This window comes from Bacteriovorax stolpii, assembly GCF_002872415.1.
Lineage (GTDB): Bacteria > Bdellovibrionota > Bacteriovoracia > Bacteriovoracales > Bacteriovoracaceae > Bacteriovorax > Bacteriovorax stolpii.
Genome location: NZ_CP025704.1, coordinates 2,755,919 through 2,773,115, shown reverse-complemented (window position 1 = coordinate 2,773,115; position 17,197 = coordinate 2,755,919). Strand labels below are relative to the sequence as shown.

General features: G+C 41.7%; 16 protein-coding genes, 1 pseudogene and 1 riboswitch. Of the genes and pseudogenes, 8 read left to right on the top strand and 9 right to left on the bottom strand.

What is annotated here, in order from left to right:
• The first annotated feature begins 3 nt into the window (after positions 1-3).
• A riboswitch (guanidine-III (ykkC-III) riboswitch) is annotated at positions 4-63 on the top strand.
• 38 nt (positions 64-101) lie between these two features.
• Positions 102-422: a quaternary ammonium compound efflux SMR transporter SugE gene (sugE, locus tag C0V70_RS13670; RefSeq protein ID WP_102244421.1), complete on the top strand. Its 321-nt coding sequence runs from the start codon at positions 102-104 to the stop codon at positions 420-422.
• Here sugE and C0V70_RS13665 read toward each other — a convergent pair.
• The 3 genes from C0V70_RS13665 to C0V70_RS13655 are packed head-to-tail and all read right to left on the bottom strand — an operon-like array spanning position 406 to position 3,890.
• On the bottom strand, positions 406-1,743 hold the full coding sequence (locus tag C0V70_RS13665) for a TIGR04282 family arsenosugar biosynthesis glycosyltransferase (RefSeq protein ID WP_102244420.1): 1,338 nt from the start codon (positions 1,741-1,743) through the stop codon (positions 406-408). The genes sugE and C0V70_RS13665 overlap by 17 nt on opposite strands.
• A 3-nt stretch (positions 1,744-1,746) precedes the next feature.
• A complete protein-coding gene (arsS, locus tag C0V70_RS13660; RefSeq protein ID WP_102244419.1) occupies positions 1,747-2,712 on the bottom strand; it encodes an arsenosugar biosynthesis radical SAM (seleno)protein ArsS in 966 nt (321 codons plus the stop codon).
• Entirely contained in the window at positions 2,709-3,890 is a 1,182-nt protein-coding gene (locus C0V70_RS13655) for a metallophosphoesterase (protein ID WP_102244418.1), read from the bottom strand. The genes arsS and C0V70_RS13655 overlap by 4 nt, the downstream gene beginning before the upstream one ends.
• Before the next feature lie 47 nt (positions 3,891-3,937).
• On the opposite strand from C0V70_RS13655, the pseudogene C0V70_RS13650 reads away from it, so the two are divergent.
• A pseudogene (locus C0V70_RS13650) lies at positions 3,938-4,810 on the top strand (FAD-dependent oxidoreductase); the annotation flags it as partial.
• A gap of 38 nt (positions 4,811-4,848) precedes the next feature.
• Here C0V70_RS13650 and C0V70_RS19235 read toward each other — a convergent pair.
• Genes C0V70_RS19235 through C0V70_RS13635 form a run of 3 tightly spaced genes read right to left on the bottom strand, consistent with a single transcriptional unit; the run spans position 4,849 to position 7,452 of the window.
• Positions 4,849-5,856 (bottom strand): lysylphosphatidylglycerol synthase transmembrane domain-containing protein, encoded by a 1,008-nt coding sequence (locus C0V70_RS19235; RefSeq protein ID WP_102244416.1) that lies wholly within the window; start codon positions 5,854-5,856, stop codon positions 4,849-4,851.
• A complete protein-coding gene (locus C0V70_RS13640) occupies positions 5,853-6,479 on the bottom strand; it encodes a hypothetical protein (protein WP_102244415.1) in 627 nt (208 codons plus the stop codon). Before C0V70_RS13640 ends, C0V70_RS19235 begins: the two co-directional genes overlap by 4 nt.
• A 7-nt stretch (positions 6,480-6,486) precedes the next feature.
• Positions 6,487-7,452, bottom strand: a complete 966-nt coding sequence (locus C0V70_RS13635; RefSeq protein WP_102244414.1) for a hypothetical protein — start codon at positions 7,450-7,452, stop codon at positions 6,487-6,489.
• 176 nt (positions 7,453-7,628) lie between these two features.
• On the opposite strand from C0V70_RS13635, the gene C0V70_RS13630 reads away from it, so the two are divergent.
• From C0V70_RS13630 to C0V70_RS13615, 4 genes are read left to right on the top strand one after another with little or no spacing between them, the layout of a single operon-like run.
• On the top strand, positions 7,629-8,492 hold the full coding sequence (locus tag C0V70_RS13630; protein ID WP_102244413.1) for a phosphate/phosphite/phosphonate ABC transporter substrate-binding protein: 864 nt from the start codon (positions 7,629-7,631) through the stop codon (positions 8,490-8,492).
• A gap of 3 nt (positions 8,493-8,495) precedes the next feature.
• Positions 8,496-9,383, top strand: a complete 888-nt coding sequence (gene phnE, locus C0V70_RS13625) for a phosphonate ABC transporter, permease protein PhnE (protein ID WP_102244412.1) — start codon at positions 8,496-8,498, stop codon at positions 9,381-9,383.
• Positions 9,380-10,129 carry a phosphonate ABC transporter ATP-binding protein gene (locus C0V70_RS13620; protein ID WP_102244411.1) on the top strand — a complete coding sequence of 250 codons (750 nt, stop codon included), beginning with the start codon at positions 9,380-9,382 and terminating at the stop codon, positions 10,127-10,129. Before phnE ends, C0V70_RS13620 begins: the two co-directional genes overlap by 4 nt.
• Before the next feature lie 8 nt (positions 10,130-10,137).
• On the top strand, positions 10,138-10,944 hold the full coding sequence (locus C0V70_RS13615) for a metallophosphoesterase family protein (protein WP_102244410.1): 807 nt from the start codon (positions 10,138-10,140) through the stop codon (positions 10,942-10,944).
• On the opposite strand, the gene C0V70_RS13610 is transcribed toward C0V70_RS13615, so the two are convergent.
• Positions 10,941-12,203, bottom strand: a complete 1,263-nt coding sequence (locus C0V70_RS13610) for an Hsp70 family protein (RefSeq protein ID WP_133566603.1) — start codon at positions 12,201-12,203, stop codon at positions 10,941-10,943. The genes C0V70_RS13615 and C0V70_RS13610 overlap by 4 nt on opposite strands.
• Before the next feature lie 139 nt (positions 12,204-12,342).
• Between C0V70_RS13610 and C0V70_RS13605 the strand changes: the two genes are divergently transcribed.
• Positions 12,343-14,019, top strand: a complete 1,677-nt coding sequence (locus C0V70_RS13605; protein WP_102244408.1) for an NAD-dependent malic enzyme — start codon at positions 12,343-12,345, stop codon at positions 14,017-14,019.
• Here C0V70_RS13605 and C0V70_RS13600 read toward each other — a convergent pair.
• Complete coding sequence (locus C0V70_RS13600; protein ID WP_133566604.1) at positions 14,008-14,718, bottom strand: alpha/beta fold hydrolase; 711 nt, start codon at positions 14,716-14,718, stop codon at positions 14,008-14,010. The genes C0V70_RS13605 and C0V70_RS13600 overlap by 12 nt on opposite strands.
• Positions 14,719-14,721: 3 nt before the next feature.
• Here C0V70_RS13600 and C0V70_RS13595 point away from each other — a divergent pair, with 3 nt between their 5' ends.
• Positions 14,722-15,693 carry a S66 peptidase family protein gene (locus tag C0V70_RS13595; RefSeq protein WP_211292598.1) on the top strand — a complete coding sequence of 324 codons (972 nt, stop codon included), beginning with the start codon at positions 14,722-14,724 and terminating at the stop codon, positions 15,691-15,693.
• A 1-nt stretch (position 15,694) separates the two neighbouring features.
• Here C0V70_RS13595 and C0V70_RS13590 read toward each other — a convergent pair whose 3' ends face one another.
• Positions 15,695-17,143, bottom strand: coding sequence for a hypothetical protein (locus C0V70_RS13590; RefSeq protein WP_102244405.1), 1,449 nt, complete (start codon positions 17,141-17,143; stop codon positions 15,695-15,697).
• Positions 17,144-17,197 lie beyond the last annotated feature (54 nt).

The window sequence follows — 17,197 nt, the reverse complement described above, 5'->3', positions numbered from 1 at the left end:
GTGAGAAAATGAAATCCTAATCGGACGAGGTGCGCCGTACCCGACAAGTAAAGACGACGCTTTAAACTTTATTTTTAATGGAGGTTATTGTGTCACAAACGATGTCGTGGGTTCTTTTAGTTATCGCCGGTCTTTTGGAAGTGGGCTGGGCCATTGGCCTCAAGTACACAGAAGGATTCACTAAAGTCACTCCTAGTATTCTTACAGTTTCGGCCATGGTGGTGAGCATGCTTCTCTTGGGAAAAGCGACGAATGCATTACCCATTGGAACGGCCTACGGCGTGTGGGTCGGTATTGGAACAGTTGGGGCTTCTATCCTGGGAATTTACCTATTTAAAGAGCCTGCTTCAGCCATGAAGATCTTCTTTCTGGTGACTTTGATTATCTCAATTATTGGTCTTAAAGTTACTTCTGCGTCTTAAGGAATTCTTTGAGCCAAACAAAGACATTGTCTTGTTCTGGTAAAAGATTTTTGCGCTCAAGTGAGTTTAGTTTGATGAGGTCTTCGTAAAAGTCGACATCAAATTCTTTAGGCAAAAAAGAGAATTTTAATCGGTTTAATTCATCGGTGAGTTTCGCGGCCGTTTCATCCGTAGAGTAAGGAATGGCCTTCCATGATTTTTTATCGATAGGATTTTTTCCACCGAAAAGATAAAAACCACCGTCGTCTGTTTCTCCCATGACGTAGTCTGTTTGTTCGATTCTTTTGGTGGCTTCTATTAATCTTTCAGCTGGAAGATGAGGAAGATCTGCTCCGATTAAATAAACGGAAGAATGTTTTTTCTGCAGCGTAGAGTAGATATGGTGCAAGCGCTCACCCAAGTCTCCTTCTCCTTGTGAGATAGTTGAGAAGTTTGCCCATAAAGGATTTTCTAGTTCAGCACTTTCAGCAACGGCCCAGTATACGGCGAGTTCTCCTTTAGATTGTCGTGCCGCCTCTGCCGCTAAAGCTTCAGTTGCCTTTAAAGAGATATGAAAAAACTCTTCTGCTTTTTCCTTACCGACGACAGAAGCAAGCCTGCTTTTCACTGTAGAGACGCCTGGAGTTTTAACAAAAATAGCAACGGCCGGGCGCTTGTGAGGACGGATGGTTTTGACCCATTCAGGAAAGGCCTGCTTATAAGTCAGATAGACGTGAGTGAGCGTTGTTTTTAGCCAACCGTTATCCTGGTATTTGCGTGGGCTTGTTTCAAGTGTTTCATTAATTGGAATAATGTCGATTCCCTGTTGATGAGCACGCCAGACAAGGAGGTGATCTTCACCATAAGGGGCATCCAGGTCAAATTGCCCAAGCTGGTAAAAAACCTTTTTGGACATAACAAGTCCCTGATCACCAAAGGGCATCTTTAGCCAACGCGATCGCATCCAGACTCCAAGAGCATTTAAGCTCATGAGTTTTGGCCCAGTCTTTGAAAACGTTAAGTCGAAAAAATAAAGAGCATTAGGATTTTCTTTAAAACGATTTAAAAGAGAGACGAGATTATTTTCTTTAATTTTTGTATCAGCATGTAGAAACCATAAAAGAGAGTGGCGGGCTGCTTTCGCCCCGGTATTTAGTTGCCTGGCCCTTCCCTGAGAAGAGTAAACGAAGCGTACTTTTTCGTTGGTGCTTATTTTGTTTTTGAAATCCGGGCCAACCAGAATAATTTCAAAAGAAGTATTGAATGTAAGAAGAGAGTTGACTAATAATTCCCAGCAGGAATCAGAGCTCTTTACCGGAATAACAATACTCAACTGATTCATAAGTTATGTCAGGGCCCCGCCGCAGGAACTTCCAGCACCAGCAGTACATCCATAACAATGATCACCTAGAGCAATTGTTTTTTCTACAAACTCATTGAAGTTTTCAAAGTCCCACAGTGTGATTTTTTTGGCGGCAGCAGGCAACTCCAGCATTTGATTGAAGTCACAATCGTAAACTTGTCCATCCCATCCAATAGAGACGAGAGTTTTACACATCACTGAATCAGCTGCTTTTGGGTTAAAGTTATTAACTAAAAGCTCCATGTAGCTTTCATATTTCCCCTGGCGATTAAGGTCTTCGAGGAAACGTTTAATAGGCATGTTGGTGATAGTGAAGAGATTGTTGAACTCGATATTAAAATAGTGCTTTAATTCTCTTTTATAATCGGCCTGAAGTTTTTCCTGTGCTCCTGGGAGAAAAGCGCCACCTGGATTGTAAACCAGGTCAAGGGCAAGTCCTGTTCCGCTAACACCATAACCAAGAGAGTTTAGAAGTTTTAAGGCCTCGACACTTTTATCAAAAACTCCGCGTCCGCGCTGTTTATCAACGTTGTCTTTTGTATAACAAGGAAGAGAAGCGATAACGTGGATCTTGTTGTCTTTTAAAAACTGCGGAAGATCTTCCTGTCCTTTTTCATAAAAGACTGTCAGGTTGCAGCGGTCGATAACTTCGAGGTTTCTACTTCTGGCGAATAAAACAAGCTTTCTAAAAGAAGGATTGAGCTCCGGTGCTCCCCCTGTGAGGTCAATCGTTTTGAGAGTCGGTGTTTTTTCAATCAGTGCGATGATTCTATCAATGGTTTCTTCCGACATGATTTCAGTGCGCAATGGACCGGCCTCTACATGGCAGTGGTGACAGGCCTGATTGCATAATTTACCAACATTAATTTGCAATGTTTCAATCGCACTTCTTTTTAGATTGATTTGATGATCGCGAATCTTTTTAGCAAAAGCTACAACATTGCTCATGATGATTTCTCCGAAGAGGTAAAAGTTATTTCTGCAATTTCAGATTTAACCATAAAACGGTTAGGTGGTCCCCAAAATCCTGTGCCACTATGAACATAAATATTCATTCCTTCATGGTTGTGAAGACCTTTTACGTAAGGCTGGATCAAATAAACAATCAGGCTCCATGGAAAGCCCTGTCCACCGTGAGTGTGTCCAGAGAGCTGAGTGTGGAAGCCTTCTTTGACAGCAGCAAAACAACTTTTTGGTTGATGTGCTAAAAGTATTTTGTATGCATCCTTGGGAATACCTGCGGCAGCTTTTTTTGGATCAGAGGCACGCGCTTTATCCAGGCGATCTGCTGACGGGTCATTCACTCCTGCCAGGTAGAAATCTATATCGGCATGTTGAAGTTTAACGTGTTCGTTTATCAAAGGATTAAAACCAGAGGTCTTGGCCCATTCAAGCCACTCGTTGGCGTACCAGTAATACTCATGGTTGCCTAGGATATAATAGACCCCGTGTTTGGCCTTTAAGTTTAATAGAGGTGCCATCTCATCGCGAAGGAATTCGACTGTTCCATCGATGCAGTCTCCGGTAAGGGCGATGATGTCTGCTTCCATGGCATTGACGGTTTTGACTAGTTCTTCGCAAAATTCTTTTTTTAGGGTTGGTCCGATATGCATATCTGAGAGCTGGACAATTTTTAATCCATGGAGTCCTGCATGCTCAGGGGGAAGAGGAATGGAAACTTTAACAATCTCCGGGGTAAAAGATTGATAGAAACCAACTCCTGTGACGGCCGTTGCACTTCCTAGGCCGGCAAAAAGGACATTCTTTTTTAAGAAGTCGCGGCGGGATTGATCGATTTCTTTATGAGGATGTTTTTTTGTTCTCCAGCGATAAAGCAATCTGGAGATATCAAGACTGATGCATAAAAGAATACTCAGACCGAGAAAGCCTAAGAGGACATAACTTAGGTTCATTAAAAAGTAGAAGGTCTTTGAATGGATATAGATATTCTGGAGTCTGTAGACAAAGCGGAAGTAGGCACAAAAAAGAAAAAGGAAGTCAAAAAGGTAGAGCCATCTTCTGGAAAGTGGAAGTACATCAATGATATTGCGCTTCATGCTCGAGCGAACATAAAACCACAAGACAAGTGTAAAGAGGGCCGAACCGATAATAGGTATAATTGTCATTCATTTATTATAATGAATATTTTTTCGTTATAAATTAAAATAACGACATGGAACTTATGACTAAGAGGCAAGTGATTATAATCGGGGCCGGACCTTCTGGTTTGGCCTTAGGGTATCACTTACAGCAGGCAGGAATTGATTACTTGATTTTGGAGCAGAATGATGCCGCCGGCTCTAGCTGGAATGCTATGCCTGAGCATCTCTCTCTAATAACCCAATGGCATTCAAATAACCTGATCAATGAAGACCTTTGTCTCTTTGAAAGATCAAAAAACCATTCGGCAAAGGAGTTTTCAGTTTACCTGAGGAATTTTGCCCGACATCACGCTTTGAGTATTTCTTACCGGGTAAAAGTGAGAAAGGTGAGCAGGGAAAAGCAATTTTTTTATATTGAAACTGATATGGCCATTTATCGTTCAGCGGTAGTGGTCGATTGTAGAGGGTATTTTAATTTTCCTTACACTCCTTCTTTCCCTGTAGTGGGTTCACCTCCTCTTATGCTGCATTTTAAGGATTACCACAACACTCGAGATGTGGAAGGTCGAAAAAATATTTTGATCGTTGGTAAACGTTTATCTGCTGGACAGCTGGTAAGAGAGCTCTCTGCTGTAAAAAAACATAAGCTTTTTCTGGCCACCCGTAGTCCCATTAAATACAGTTCGCGCCCTTTCATTTACAATTTCTTCCTTCGTCACTTGGGGATTCTGGAAAAAATCATCAAGAAAATGAAAATAAACATCAAGGCAGAGATCGATGTGCCGATGGAATTTTCGGCCAAGAGTATTGTGGAAAGAGAAGTCCAGGTCAGAGGCGAAATTGAAAGAATTGAAAATCATGACGTCTTTTTTTCTGATGGGAATAAAGAGGAGATTGATGCTATTATTTTTGCAACTGGATTTCATCCACCAGCAGAAGAGCTGGAAAATGATTTTGAATCAAAATCAACACCAGGTCTTTATTACTTAGGCAGAAGTGGCCAGCGCAGTTTTACCAGTCGTTTCATCAGAGGGATTCGCGAAGATGCGCCTGAACTTTGTAAGTTGATCGCGGAAAAACTTTCTTTAAGCATCAAAGACCAGTAAGAGTAAAATCCCACCGGAAATAAGAACAACATCATAATGCTGCGATCGATAAGACTCGCCAACAAAGCAGTTTCAAATTGAATTCCATACTGCTTTCCAATATAGGCTGTCGCCATTTCTTTGACCCCTATATTGCCGGGAACAACCTGAAAAAAAGAAGAGGCAAGAAGGATAAGACTCATTTCAATCGTTTCAGTTAGGCCCAGGTCAATTCCGATGGCCTTAAATGAAAGATAAATTTTAATCGGGTTAATGAGCAGCATCCCCAGGTAACAAAGAGATGAAACTCCCATGATTTTTTTATCTACAAGGTACTTTCTAGGGGAGTATTTCGCATCCATTTTAAAAAGGCGAATGACAAAATCAGAAGCAAAAACAAACACCAAAGAACTCACAGTCACGCAAACGTAGAGGATTTCCAGCGCGTAAAAAAGTGGATTGATGTGAGAGAGAAATAAATGACAATAGACCGCACCAAAAAGACCGAGCATTAAAAAGCCGGTCATCACCACGGCCAGTCCCATGGAAAGAAGCTCTCTTTTGGAAATATGGTATTTGTCATGAAGATAGAGAAGGCGAATAGCACTTCCGCCTCGTGCTGGAAGAAGGTAATTAAACATTTCTGAAATGGTTGCAAGTCCATACCAGTCTTTAAATTTTAAATAAACTCCATATTTACTTAATGGATAAGCATGAGTGATCCCTAATAGGAGATAATTGACTACGTGGAAACCGATAAGCCAGGCAATAATCGAGAGATCAATTTGTTTGAGTCGTTCAAAGGATTCGCCATTGCGGTAAACATACACGGCAAGTCCTACTAAAAGGGCCAGAGAAAGAAAGAGCAGGAAGAAGTGATAAAGAGTTTTCCAGCTGGACTTCATTTCACCGCCAAAACCTGGGGCTTAAAAACACGCAGGAAGCGGAAATGAATGTTACTTAAGAAGAAAACCCAGCTAAAGCGCCAGGTAATAATGCTTATATCAAAAAGGACTCGGGCAAAAGGCTTGGTTCTCGTTGTATAAAACTCAAGAGAAAGGGGTTCTCCCTTTTTATTCAAAAGACCTTTTTGAGCAATGCCATTAAAAAGAGAGCGCGGAGTTGTTCGCAAAATAGAGTGCTTTGGAATACGGATGCCAATGCCTTTTTCCAGGACTTGCAAAAGGCCCTGATGGCAAGTTGGCGTGCGCTTATTTTTTAGAGTAAGTAGGTAGTCTTGTAGTTTGAGTAAATCTTCTTTTGAGATGTTTTTAATTCGGATAAACACCGCGGCCCTGACGCTATCAAGGCGGGAAGGCTGTACTTTACAAGGATTGATACTAAAGCGCGGGTGGAATTCTTCTTTTCCACAGATTAAAAAACAATGATAGTTTGTCGGAGAAAAGCCGATAATCAGCTCATCTTCGATTTTCAAACGATCGCCAAAATACCAAATCCCGTCGTTGCTTCCGTCAGGTTTGGTGACTTCATTAGAAAGGTTAATAAAAAAATCTTTTGTTAGATTCATAATTTTTTTACAGTGAGTTCACTTTTAATACTTTTTCCATCAGGCGCTCAAAGATATTAGGAAGGCCTTTTGCTGGATCAAATTTATAACCTCTAGAGAGTTTTCTTAAGTCGACAAAGAAAAGATTCCCTTTAGCTCCTCTGGCCACAACTCTTTCATCAGTAAAACGGGCCAGGAATTGCTCCTGAGGTTTTACAACAGAGCGCACGCCAAAATAAACCTTGTGAGCGAAATATTGTTTTTCAATGGGTTTTCTACATACTGTTTGTCTTCCAGTTTCGGTGTAGATTTTGTAAGTGTCAGTCATCCAGTGCCCAGTGATGGTGTTAACTGCAGGGTATGGTGCCGGATTTCCCCATCCAATTCTTTTTTTATTTCCGTTAGTGTTTGAGAACCATGGAAAAATTGTTCTTAGAAAACACACAAACTCCAGGAACTCTACGCGGTCGTAATTTCTATTTCTAAAAATAGTCACCGGCTCTCTCTTTTCTTCTTTCACAAAACGTTTAAAAGAAGCCTGAAACTCAGGGTGGCTAAAATGAGTGATAGCATCTTTAAAATCATTGAAGATAAGAAATCCACCGTTGTAGTGAACGCATCCGTGGATGTAGTTAATTGCTGGCGGCATTCTGTCAGGTTTACCTTGCGGGTATTTTTTTGATTGAGCTGAATTCTCAACCATCTTGCGCATATAGTTTCCTACGTCACATACAATCTCTTCATCACTTGGTGCATCTTGGTATTCTTGAGAGCGCACTGATTGGAAAACAATATTTTGTGTCCAGATAGGTTGATTCGTTTCAGGATTTAATCCAGTGACCATCGGATGATCTTCAGTCAGAAGTCCGCCCTTCATTGGTTTAACCCACACGATATTAAAAACGTTGAGAATTCCCCACGTGTTGTGCACAGTTAGGCGTGTCCAGATGATGCCGGTTTTCACAAGATCAATCAAGGTCAATAATGACTTCATAAAGGCCTCTTTCAAGGGGATAAAAATAGGGTTCACCTGGGAGTATAGCCTTTGGTCAGATTCAGAGGGGAGGTATTGAAATTTTTACATTCACTGTAGATAAATTGTCATAGTAGAAATCGACGGCTTCCCTTATACTTAAGGGATCAATTAACTTTTAAGAAGGACTTTAAAAGATGAAAACGATCGCTTTGTTGGCCCTATTATTGGGTAGTTCCCATGTTTTTGCAGAGTTAGCTCCTTTGAAATTCGGGGTTGGTCTCTTCCAGCCAGACAAAGAAAAAAACGATGCGACTTATAAGCCGCTGGCAGATTATCTCGCTCGTGAGCTTAAACGTCCTGTTGAATTAAAAACCGTGGATACCTGGGAAGGATTGGCAAAATCAATTGCAGCTGGGGAAACAGATATCGCTCTAATGGGTCCATGGGGTTATGTGCTTGCTAATAACGAAGCGGGTGCTGAAGCAGTGGCAACGATTCTCTACGATGGGAAGCCTGAGTATTATGCCATCATCGTGACTCACCCCAATTCTGGGATTACTAAAACGGAGCAACTAAAAGGGAAGACTTTTGCCTTTGGTGATAAAGGTTCAACGTCAGGTTACCTGATTCCTTTTCACTATTTTCAAAAAACATTCAACGTAAAAGAGCCGGAAGAATTCTTCTCTAAAGTTCTTTATACAAAACACCAGGCGATTGAAACTCAGGTGACAGCAGGAGAGCTAGATGCTGGTGCAGACTACAACCGCAACCGCAACGCGATGATTGAGCAAGGTCTGATTGATGAGAAAAAATCAGTTATCATCTGGACATCTTCACCTCTACCAAACGATGCAATGGCCGTGAGTGCTGAACTGAAGAAAGATAAGAAGTTTGTCGCTTCTCTTCAAAAAGCTCTGGAGAATGTGGGGAGAGAGTTAAAGACAAATACGACTCTTCTTCCAGCTCACTACACAGGGTTTGTAAAAAAAGACAATACTTTCTATCGCCCGATCAAAGAAGCTGGATTGGCGATAGGGAAACTAGTTCCTAAAAAATAATTGATGAATATAAGAGAAGCACTAAAACAAAACGGGCAGATGAAATCCAAAACCTTTTGGGTAAGCGGATTTTATCTGCTCGTTCTTTTTTTATGCCTCTGGAGCTTAGCTCGTCAAGATGATCTCTCTTTTGGCCGAAGACCTTGGCAAAACCTGGTTAAGACCGTTCAGGATTTTACCCGTCCAAGTTTTATCAAGGTTTGGACTGGAGATGAAAACTTTGAATACAAGAATGACGATGGAGTTGTTCTTCGCACTGAAAATCAAAAAGAACTTGAAAAAAAATTTTTAAAGTCACTAGGACGCGCTGTTTGGATGACTTTTAAGATTGCCACTTTGGGATCGGCCTTAGCTTGTGTGATGGGCTTTTTGCTTTCATGGCCCGCTGCCAGAAAGTTAAAATTTCCAAAACCTCTTTTTTTCCTGGCCAATGGTATTCTCAATTTTTTGCGCTCAATTCACTCTTTGGTTTTTGGTCTGATGTTAGTAGGGATTGTTGGCCTTGGGCCGATGGCCGGTATCCTGGCAATTGCACTTCATTCAACCGGGACATACGGAAAACTTTTTGCAGAGTCGATTGATTCACTTGATCTTCTTGAAGCAGAAGCTTTAAGACTTAGTGGAGCGGGACCGATTCAAACTTTCTTCCATGCGATCTGGCCCGAGCTTTTACCTCAATTTCTTTCAACCCATCTTTATGTTTGGGAATACAACATCAGAGACTCCGCTGTTCTTGGACTGGTAGGAGCAGGGGGAATGGGATTACTTTTAAGTGATGCAGTCTCTCTTTTTCAATGGCAGCGATTAGCGACATTGTTATTGTGCCTTTTTATTTTAGTCAGTGGATTTAGTTTTATCAGCAATAAAATCCGACAGGATATTCTTGCATGAAAAACCTCATCGTCAATTTCAGTAATGTTTCTTATAAAATCCCTTCAGGAGAAGAGATTCTTAAAGACGTAACTCTTGGTGTAGAAGAGCACTCTTCCTTAACAATCATTGGTCACAACGGAGCAGGGAAATCCAGCCTGTTAAAACTCATCGTAGCTGATCGCTTTAGCTCAAAAGGTGAAACTTCTGTGTTTGGACACAAGCTAAGCTCCCAAATGGATAAAAAAGAGATTCAAGTGCTTCGTTCACGCATTGGTTTTATTCACCAGGGACTTCACCTGGTGGGAAGAAAAAATGCGCTGGAAAATGTTTTGATGGGTCGATTGACTCACAACCATTCTATGAAGACATGGATGGGGATATTTAATTCAGAAGATTACGATAAAGCCTATGAAGCGATTAAAGAAGTCGGCATGGGCAATAAGGCCTTGGTCCGCGCAGATAAGCTCTCAGGTGGAGAGAGACAAAAAATTGCTATAGCCAGGGCCCTGGCCCAATCTCCTAAACTTTTACTTGCCGATGAACCAACGGCGGCCCTTGACCCAAGAGCTGCGGGGAATGTGGCAGAACTTTTAAGTGAATTAGTGATCAGTAAACAATTGAGCTTAGTCACAGTTGTCCATTCACTGGAACTAATAGAGAAACTTTCAGAAAGAGTTGTGATCATGAAACAAGGACACATTTCTTTCGATGGGTCTCGAAATGATTTATCGGCCGAAGCTGTGGCCGGTTTTTACAACTTCTAGGATAAACGATGAACACACCAGAGATGATTATCGACAAGAGCGCACGCCTTTATTTATGTGGCGGGCCTTATAGCAATTTTTCTTCTTTAGAAGCTTTTTTAAAAGAAAGCGCTAAGGCCGATTACCGTTTTTGCCTGGGAGATATTGGTGGTTTTGGACCTCATCCAGACCGCTCAATTGAGCTTTTAAGAAATAACCAGGTCTATTGTATCCAGGGAAATTACGACCAGACAGTAGGCGAAGGTGAAGCCGATTGTGGTTGTGGTTACATCGACCCCATTGATAGAAAGTTTGCTCAGGTTAGTTTTGATTACACTCTAAAAAATACCAGCGATGCCAATCGTGCATGGTTAAGAAGCCTTCCGAAACATCTCAAACTTAAATGGGGAGATAAAAAGATCCTTCTTTGTCATGGGTCACCAGATGAAGTGAATGAGTTTGTTTTTGAGAGTGAGACATCAGAAGAAAAAATTGATCAGTGGTTAAAAAAATATAATGTTGATGCGATTTGTGTCACACACTCAGGGCTTCCGTGGGTGAAAAAAACCAAACTTGGTCATTGGGTGAATGTCGGTGTTTTAGGAAGACCGGCACATGAAGGACTTAAGCGCGTTTTTTATGCCAGTGCCTCTTTGGTTAATGGCGAACTCTCTTTTGAACTCCATCCCATGGAGTATGACCACACTGAAGTGGTGGCGGCGATGAGATCAGAAGGATTACCGGAAGAGTTTGTCCAATCACTTCTAATTGGAGAGTGGACGACCTGTGCGGCGATTCTTCCAACTTCAGAACGAGCGGTAAAGAAAAAGTTTTAAGCTTTGATTTGGCGTTTAGCGTATTGGGCAAGACCATTCACAACAGACTGGTAGATATTGTATTCGATGAGCTTTTCTTCGCCGAAAGTTTCTGCCAGTTTTTGTCTGATTAATTTTAATTGAGACGTCCCGCCTGTTAAGCAGACTTGGTCGACATCCTTTGGTGAAATGCCAGATTGAGTGAAGACTTCCATCATCGTTGATGTGATATTTTCAACTGTTGAAGAAATGCTTTCTTCATATCCTTCTTTAGTGATTTTTTCAGAGATATCGATGCCAGGATAAGTGTATCTAAAAAGGACATCGCTCTGGCCTCCAAGTTTCACTTTTGTTTTTTCAATTTCATCAAAAACTGGAAACCCTAGTTGGCATTCAACCAGAGTGAAAAGCTGATTCATGTGTTGCGTCCCATCCGAAGAAAGGGCAAATTTTTGAATATGTTGCAGGAATTCCCATGTGTCTCGCTCGCGCAGGTGAGTGATGTGAGCAGGAGAGCAGATTTTCGTTAGAAGCTGTCTAGGGAAAGTCAGGACGTTGTTTCCACCCGGGATCTTGTATTCAAAACGGGACCCAAAATGAGGAGCAATAAAATCCCTCATCATCATCCCATCGAGAGCATCTCCCGCTTTGAAGATACCACTTAGTCCAAGGATGTCGTCTTTAGAGTAATTGCCGGTGTGAACTTTCATCAAAGTGAAATCAGATGTCCCCCCACCGAAGTCGGCAATCAGGATAATTTTTTCATCACCGTTAGCAGAACTATAATCAAGACCGGCCGCAATCGGCTCAGGACAAAAGAGAACTTCTTTAAAACCTGCAATCTCTGCGGCCCTTTGCATTCTATCTTGTGCCAGTTGGTCTTCAGTTGGGTTGAGTGAGTAAAGAGCAGGACGCCCTAAAACAATGCGCTCAACATTTTCACCACACACTTTATTGGCGCGTCTTCTCATTTCCCCCAAAAAGACAGCGACGATTTCAGATATGTTCATCGTCTTATTAAAAACAGTCGTGCCGCTATAATTGCTTTCAGGAAGAAACTTTTTTACTGACCTGAAGAAGCGACCTTCACCATCGTTGTTAATGTATTCTTTGATGGCCTCTTTTCCAAAAAACCACTTGTTGTGCTCAGGTGTATAAAGCAGAGAGCGCAAAACGAGTGCTGAATCCTGTTCCAGAGGAATAGGTGTGATTTTCCCGTCAGATGAGACGTGTGATAAGAGTGAATTGGATGTTCCGAAATCGACAGCGTAATAAGACATTCTGGCAGTATAGCGCAAAAACAACTAATGTGCAAAAGCTCTTGATTTTTAAGGAATATTTTTTAGGGGCTATTGCTGGACGAGCGTCTTTTGGAGGAGTAAAATTCATCAGGAATTTAACTCCATTTTAGGACCTATTATGCATCATAAATCAGTTGCTATCCCATATACCGGAACCAATCTTCTGGAAATTTCTTTACTAAACAAAGGGAGTGCTTTTTCTGAAAGAGAAAGAGCTGAGCTTCATCTTCACGGTCTGGTTCCACCAACGGTTGAAACAATAGAGGAGCAAGCAGAGCGCGTAACTGCTCAGTACTCATCACTAAAAGATGACCTGGAAAAACATATTTTTCTTCGTCACCTTCAAGATGTGAATGAAACATTATTTTATCATTTTGTTGTAAACAATGTTCGCGAGATGCTTCCTTTAATCTATACGCCAACAGTCGGAAAAGCTTGTCAGCACTTCTCAAATATCTACCGTGCTTCCAGAGGTCTTTTTATCTCTTACCCGAATCGCGAGCGCATTGATGAAATCCTAAGTAACGTTACAAAAAGAAATGTCAAAGTTATCGTGGTGACAGATGGTGGACGCGTTTTAGGTTTAGGGGATCAAGGGCTTGGTGGAATGGGAATTTCCATCGGGAAACTTTCTCTCTATACGGCCTGTGCCGGAGTGAGCCCTGCTTACACACTTCCAGTTGCTCTTGATGTAGGGACAGACAATCAGCAACTCATCAACGACCCTCAGTACATGGGATGGAGACATTCTCGCGTGACAGGGAAGGATTACGAAGACTTTATCGATGCATTTGTTCAAGCAGTTAAAAGACGCTGGCCGGATGTTTTGTTACAGTTTGAAGATTTTGCTCAAACCAATGCTATGCCGATCCTGCAAAAATACCGCGATCAACTTTGCTGCTTCAATGATGACATTCAAGGAACAGCTGCAGTGACGCTGGGAAGTTTAATGGCCGCAGGTCGCACCGTTGGAAAACGCTTAAGTGATCAGCGCATTGCTTTTTTAGGAGCTGGTGCTGCTGGATGTGGGATTGCTGAGAAGATTATCTCTCGCATGAAGCATGAAGGATTAAGTGACAGTGAAGCAAGATCTCGTGTGTTTATGATTGACCGCTTCGGGCTTCTTACAGACCAGATGCCAAACCTACTTGATTTTCAGGTGAATTTAGCTCAGAAGTCTGCAAATCTTCCATGGGCCAAAGATCACAAAGATATTTCTCTTTTTGAAACGGTTCAAAACGCAAAACCGACAGTGCTTATTGGCGTTTCTGGACAACCAGGACTTTTCACAGAAGAGATCATTAAAGAAATGTATGCTCACTGTAAAAATCCAATTGTGATGCCGCTTTCAAACCCGACATCAAGAGCAGAAGCTCTTCCGGTGGACATTATCCGCTGGACAGAAGGAAATGCACTGGTTGCAACAGGAAGTCCATTTGCTCCGGTAGAATATAATGGAAAAGTTTTTCCAATCGCTCAATGTAACAACTCTTATATCTTTCCAGGAATTGGCCTGGCCGTTATTGCTTCGGGCGCAAAGAGAGTGACAAACAATATGCTTATGGCCTCAAGTGAAGCACTTGCTGATGTTTCACCAATGGCACTAGGCCTTGGTGATGATCTTCTTCCGGCGATTGAAGACATTGAAAAAGTATCGCGTGCAATTGCTTTTAAAGTTGGAAAAGTGGCGCAGAAAGATGGTGTGGCGCCTGTTACATCAGATGCAGAGCTCCTGGCCGCTATTGATGAAAGTTACTGGTACCCAGTTTATAGAGATTTTACTTTAAAGAAGTAATCTTAAAATTCCGTTAACCACTTCTGGTTTTTCCAGAGGCACAAAGTGGCCGCATTCAGAAACAATATGGATGTCGGCCGCTGAATTGTGATCTTTAATTCTTAAGATACTTTCCTTTGAAACAATCTTGTCATCTTCACCACCAATCGCGATAAAAGGCATTTTTAGACTTCCGATTTCTTTTGAAAGATCTCGTCTTTCTAAAGTCGCATCTAGTTGGTTGAGATAAACCTGGGCTGCATCTTCTCCAGACATTGAATGAATAAGATTTCTGAGCTCTTGATTTTCATAGGCTTTGGGATGAAGAAATTCTTTTAATCTTCTGTCCGTGATCCCTTTAAATAGACCTTTTTTAATAAACTCTTTCGCTTTAAGCGACACTTCTTTTTCTTCTTTAGGATAACCTTCTGATGAAGAGGCGATAGAAATCACATGGGAGACGCGTTCAGGATAGGCGAGAGCAAACTCCTGAGCAATATGTCCTCCCATTGAAAAACCAACCAGGATAAAGCGTTTCGCTTGAACTGCTTTGACTGCATCTAACATTGCTTCTTGAGTGTTTTGTATGCGCAGGTTAACAACAGTGTTGTCGGTGAATTCCTGAGTCTGAAATTTCCAGACGCGTTCATCGCAAAGAGTACCGGGAAGGAAAACAAAATGTGGCATAAGAACTTCAGGTTTGAGTTTGCTATTTTCCACAATATGTTAGTATTGATAGGAACATCTATCAAAGGTATTTTTATGGGACATTGGAAGTTCTTACAAGAAGGCGACATAATTGATGCAGTTTCTCCGGGCTATGCTTCAACACCAGAAGACATTGAAGGCTCAAGAGAATTTCTTTTGCGTTGGGGACTAACACCAAGAATACCTAAGAACCTTATTAAGCCTCACTTTCTGCATTCAAATGAAGATGAAGCGCGCTTTAGATTTCTTAAAGCAGCGATTGAAGCAGAAGATTCAAACACTATTTGGTGCCTTCGCGGAGGATATGGAAGCAATCGTTTGCTTCCAATGCTGGCCAAATTAACAAAACCAAAACAACCAAAATTAGTTATTGGGTTAAGTGACGTGACATCGCTCTTTGCTTTTTTTCAGCAAGAATGGAAATGGCCGGTGATGCATGCCCCGATTCTGGATCGCATGGGAAGAAATGTGACCCTTCCCCGTCATGAAAAAGAATTCCGCGATCTGCTTTTTGGGACAAAAAAAGAAATCACATTTAAAAAGTTAAAACCTTTAAACGACGCTGCTAAAGAAACAAAACAAATCAAATCTAAAATTGTCGGTGGAAACCTGACTGTTCTTCAGAGCACGATGGGGACACCTTGGCAGATTAAGGCAGACCGCTCGTTACTTTTTATTGAAGATATTGGAGAGCGTGGATACCGCATTGACCGCATGTTGGAGCAATTCAGACAAGGTGGAATTCTTAAAAAATGCGACGGTATTATACTGGGAGAGTTCCTTGAGGGAGCTGAGCCTAAAACAGGCGTGAACAATTTTAAACAAGTCTTTAACCGTTGGGCACAGGATTTAGAAATTCCTCTTTATTCAGGATTAGAAGCAGGACACGGAACGATTCAAAGACCAATCCCTTTTGGGACGTCTTGCGAATTGTCTAAATCCGGAAATAGCTTTGAGCTCGTTATTCAAAGCGGTGGGAAAAAGTAAGTTATCTGCCTTTAATGTAGATTTCACTCGTATTGCGAAGAAGTTCGGTATCAGTATACCAGAGTCTCTCTTCTTCATTCGCATATGTCGTCTGAGAGTTTCTGATTTTAAACTCACAATGCTTAGTCTCTTCATTCCATCTTTTTCCTGTCACTAAGATAAGATGGTTCGTCTTAAGTCCTTTCCCCCAAATATTCTCTTTGTAGAGGAAGTTGTCATTGACTGAAATCATCGCTGGGGATTGATTTAAATTTTCATTAAGTTTTGCCAGGGCCGCATTGAGGCTATGAGTAAAAGTATACCCTTGCATAACCCAATTCTGGTGCTGATTAGGAAGTTCAATACGCTTATCTTTACATGTGCTCTCTGCCAGAGCGATATAAAGATCATTTTTAGGATTAAGGGCCGCTAATGCTTCATCGATCTTGGCAAAAGGGAAGAGCTGTTTGTAACCAAAAGTTTCAAGTTTTTTTGTTAACTCATTTTTACTTAAACGGCTGGCCTGATACTCGCTTCCTAATTCTTTGATCCAATCAATAATATATCCCATAGCGACAGGTTGACCTTTTTCATCACGGGCCTCTGAGCGCAAACTTTCTTCAGAGCAAAGACTGATTGTAGATTGCTTTCTAAAAATTTGATCGGCATCCCCGCCCTGATAGACATACTCAACCGGGATAATATCTTCTTCTGTCAGTGGGCGGCGGTTATAAAGGGCCGCTGTTCTGTTGTAGCTTTCTCTTTCATCCTGAATTCTTTTTGCACGATAACTTAGCACCAGGTCTGCGGCCGAGACACTCTGGCCATGAGTGGCCTCAAGAAAGTCCGCGTATCCGAAGGCGTAACACCAGCTGGTATCTGTCTGTCCTTTACGAGCAGAGAAGGCGCTTGACCAGTCAGTCTCTTCCTTACACGATTGGCGGCTTGTTTCGATTTGTTTTTCTCTTTGCTCTTTATATTGAGAGACAAATTTTTCGATATAGGCCTTGTCTGCTTTGGCCCAGGCTTCGTTTTTATTTTTTTTATAACGACGGGCCTGGATTTCTTCTAGTTTGTTTTTCATTTGCAGGTACTCGTTTTCATCCAGCAAACCAACACCTTTAGAGTAAACAAAGGATTTATAGAATGACCATTCTGATTCGTAGAGGGCCCTGTTTTTCATCGCCGGGATATTTTTCTCCAGGTCGAGTTTGAATTCTTTTTGTAGATTATTGTCTTTGATAAATTTTTCGGCCTTTTCAATTTCATCGAGATTGTTATAAGAAAAAGAATTCTCCATTGCAGAAGTCACCATCGCTTTTGCTCTAGCTGTCGGTGATGGAGGTGTTTGAGGCTTCAGCGCTACCACGGACATGTTGACCGTCGCCACAGCATTGGTCGCATAGTCTCTTTCTCTTGCTTGTGTGCTCAAAACTGGAACAAGCAGGGTAAGCAGAAGTAGCTTTTTCATAAAAACCTCGAAACGAATTAAGACTTAGGACGTATAAAGCAATTGAGTGGCCAA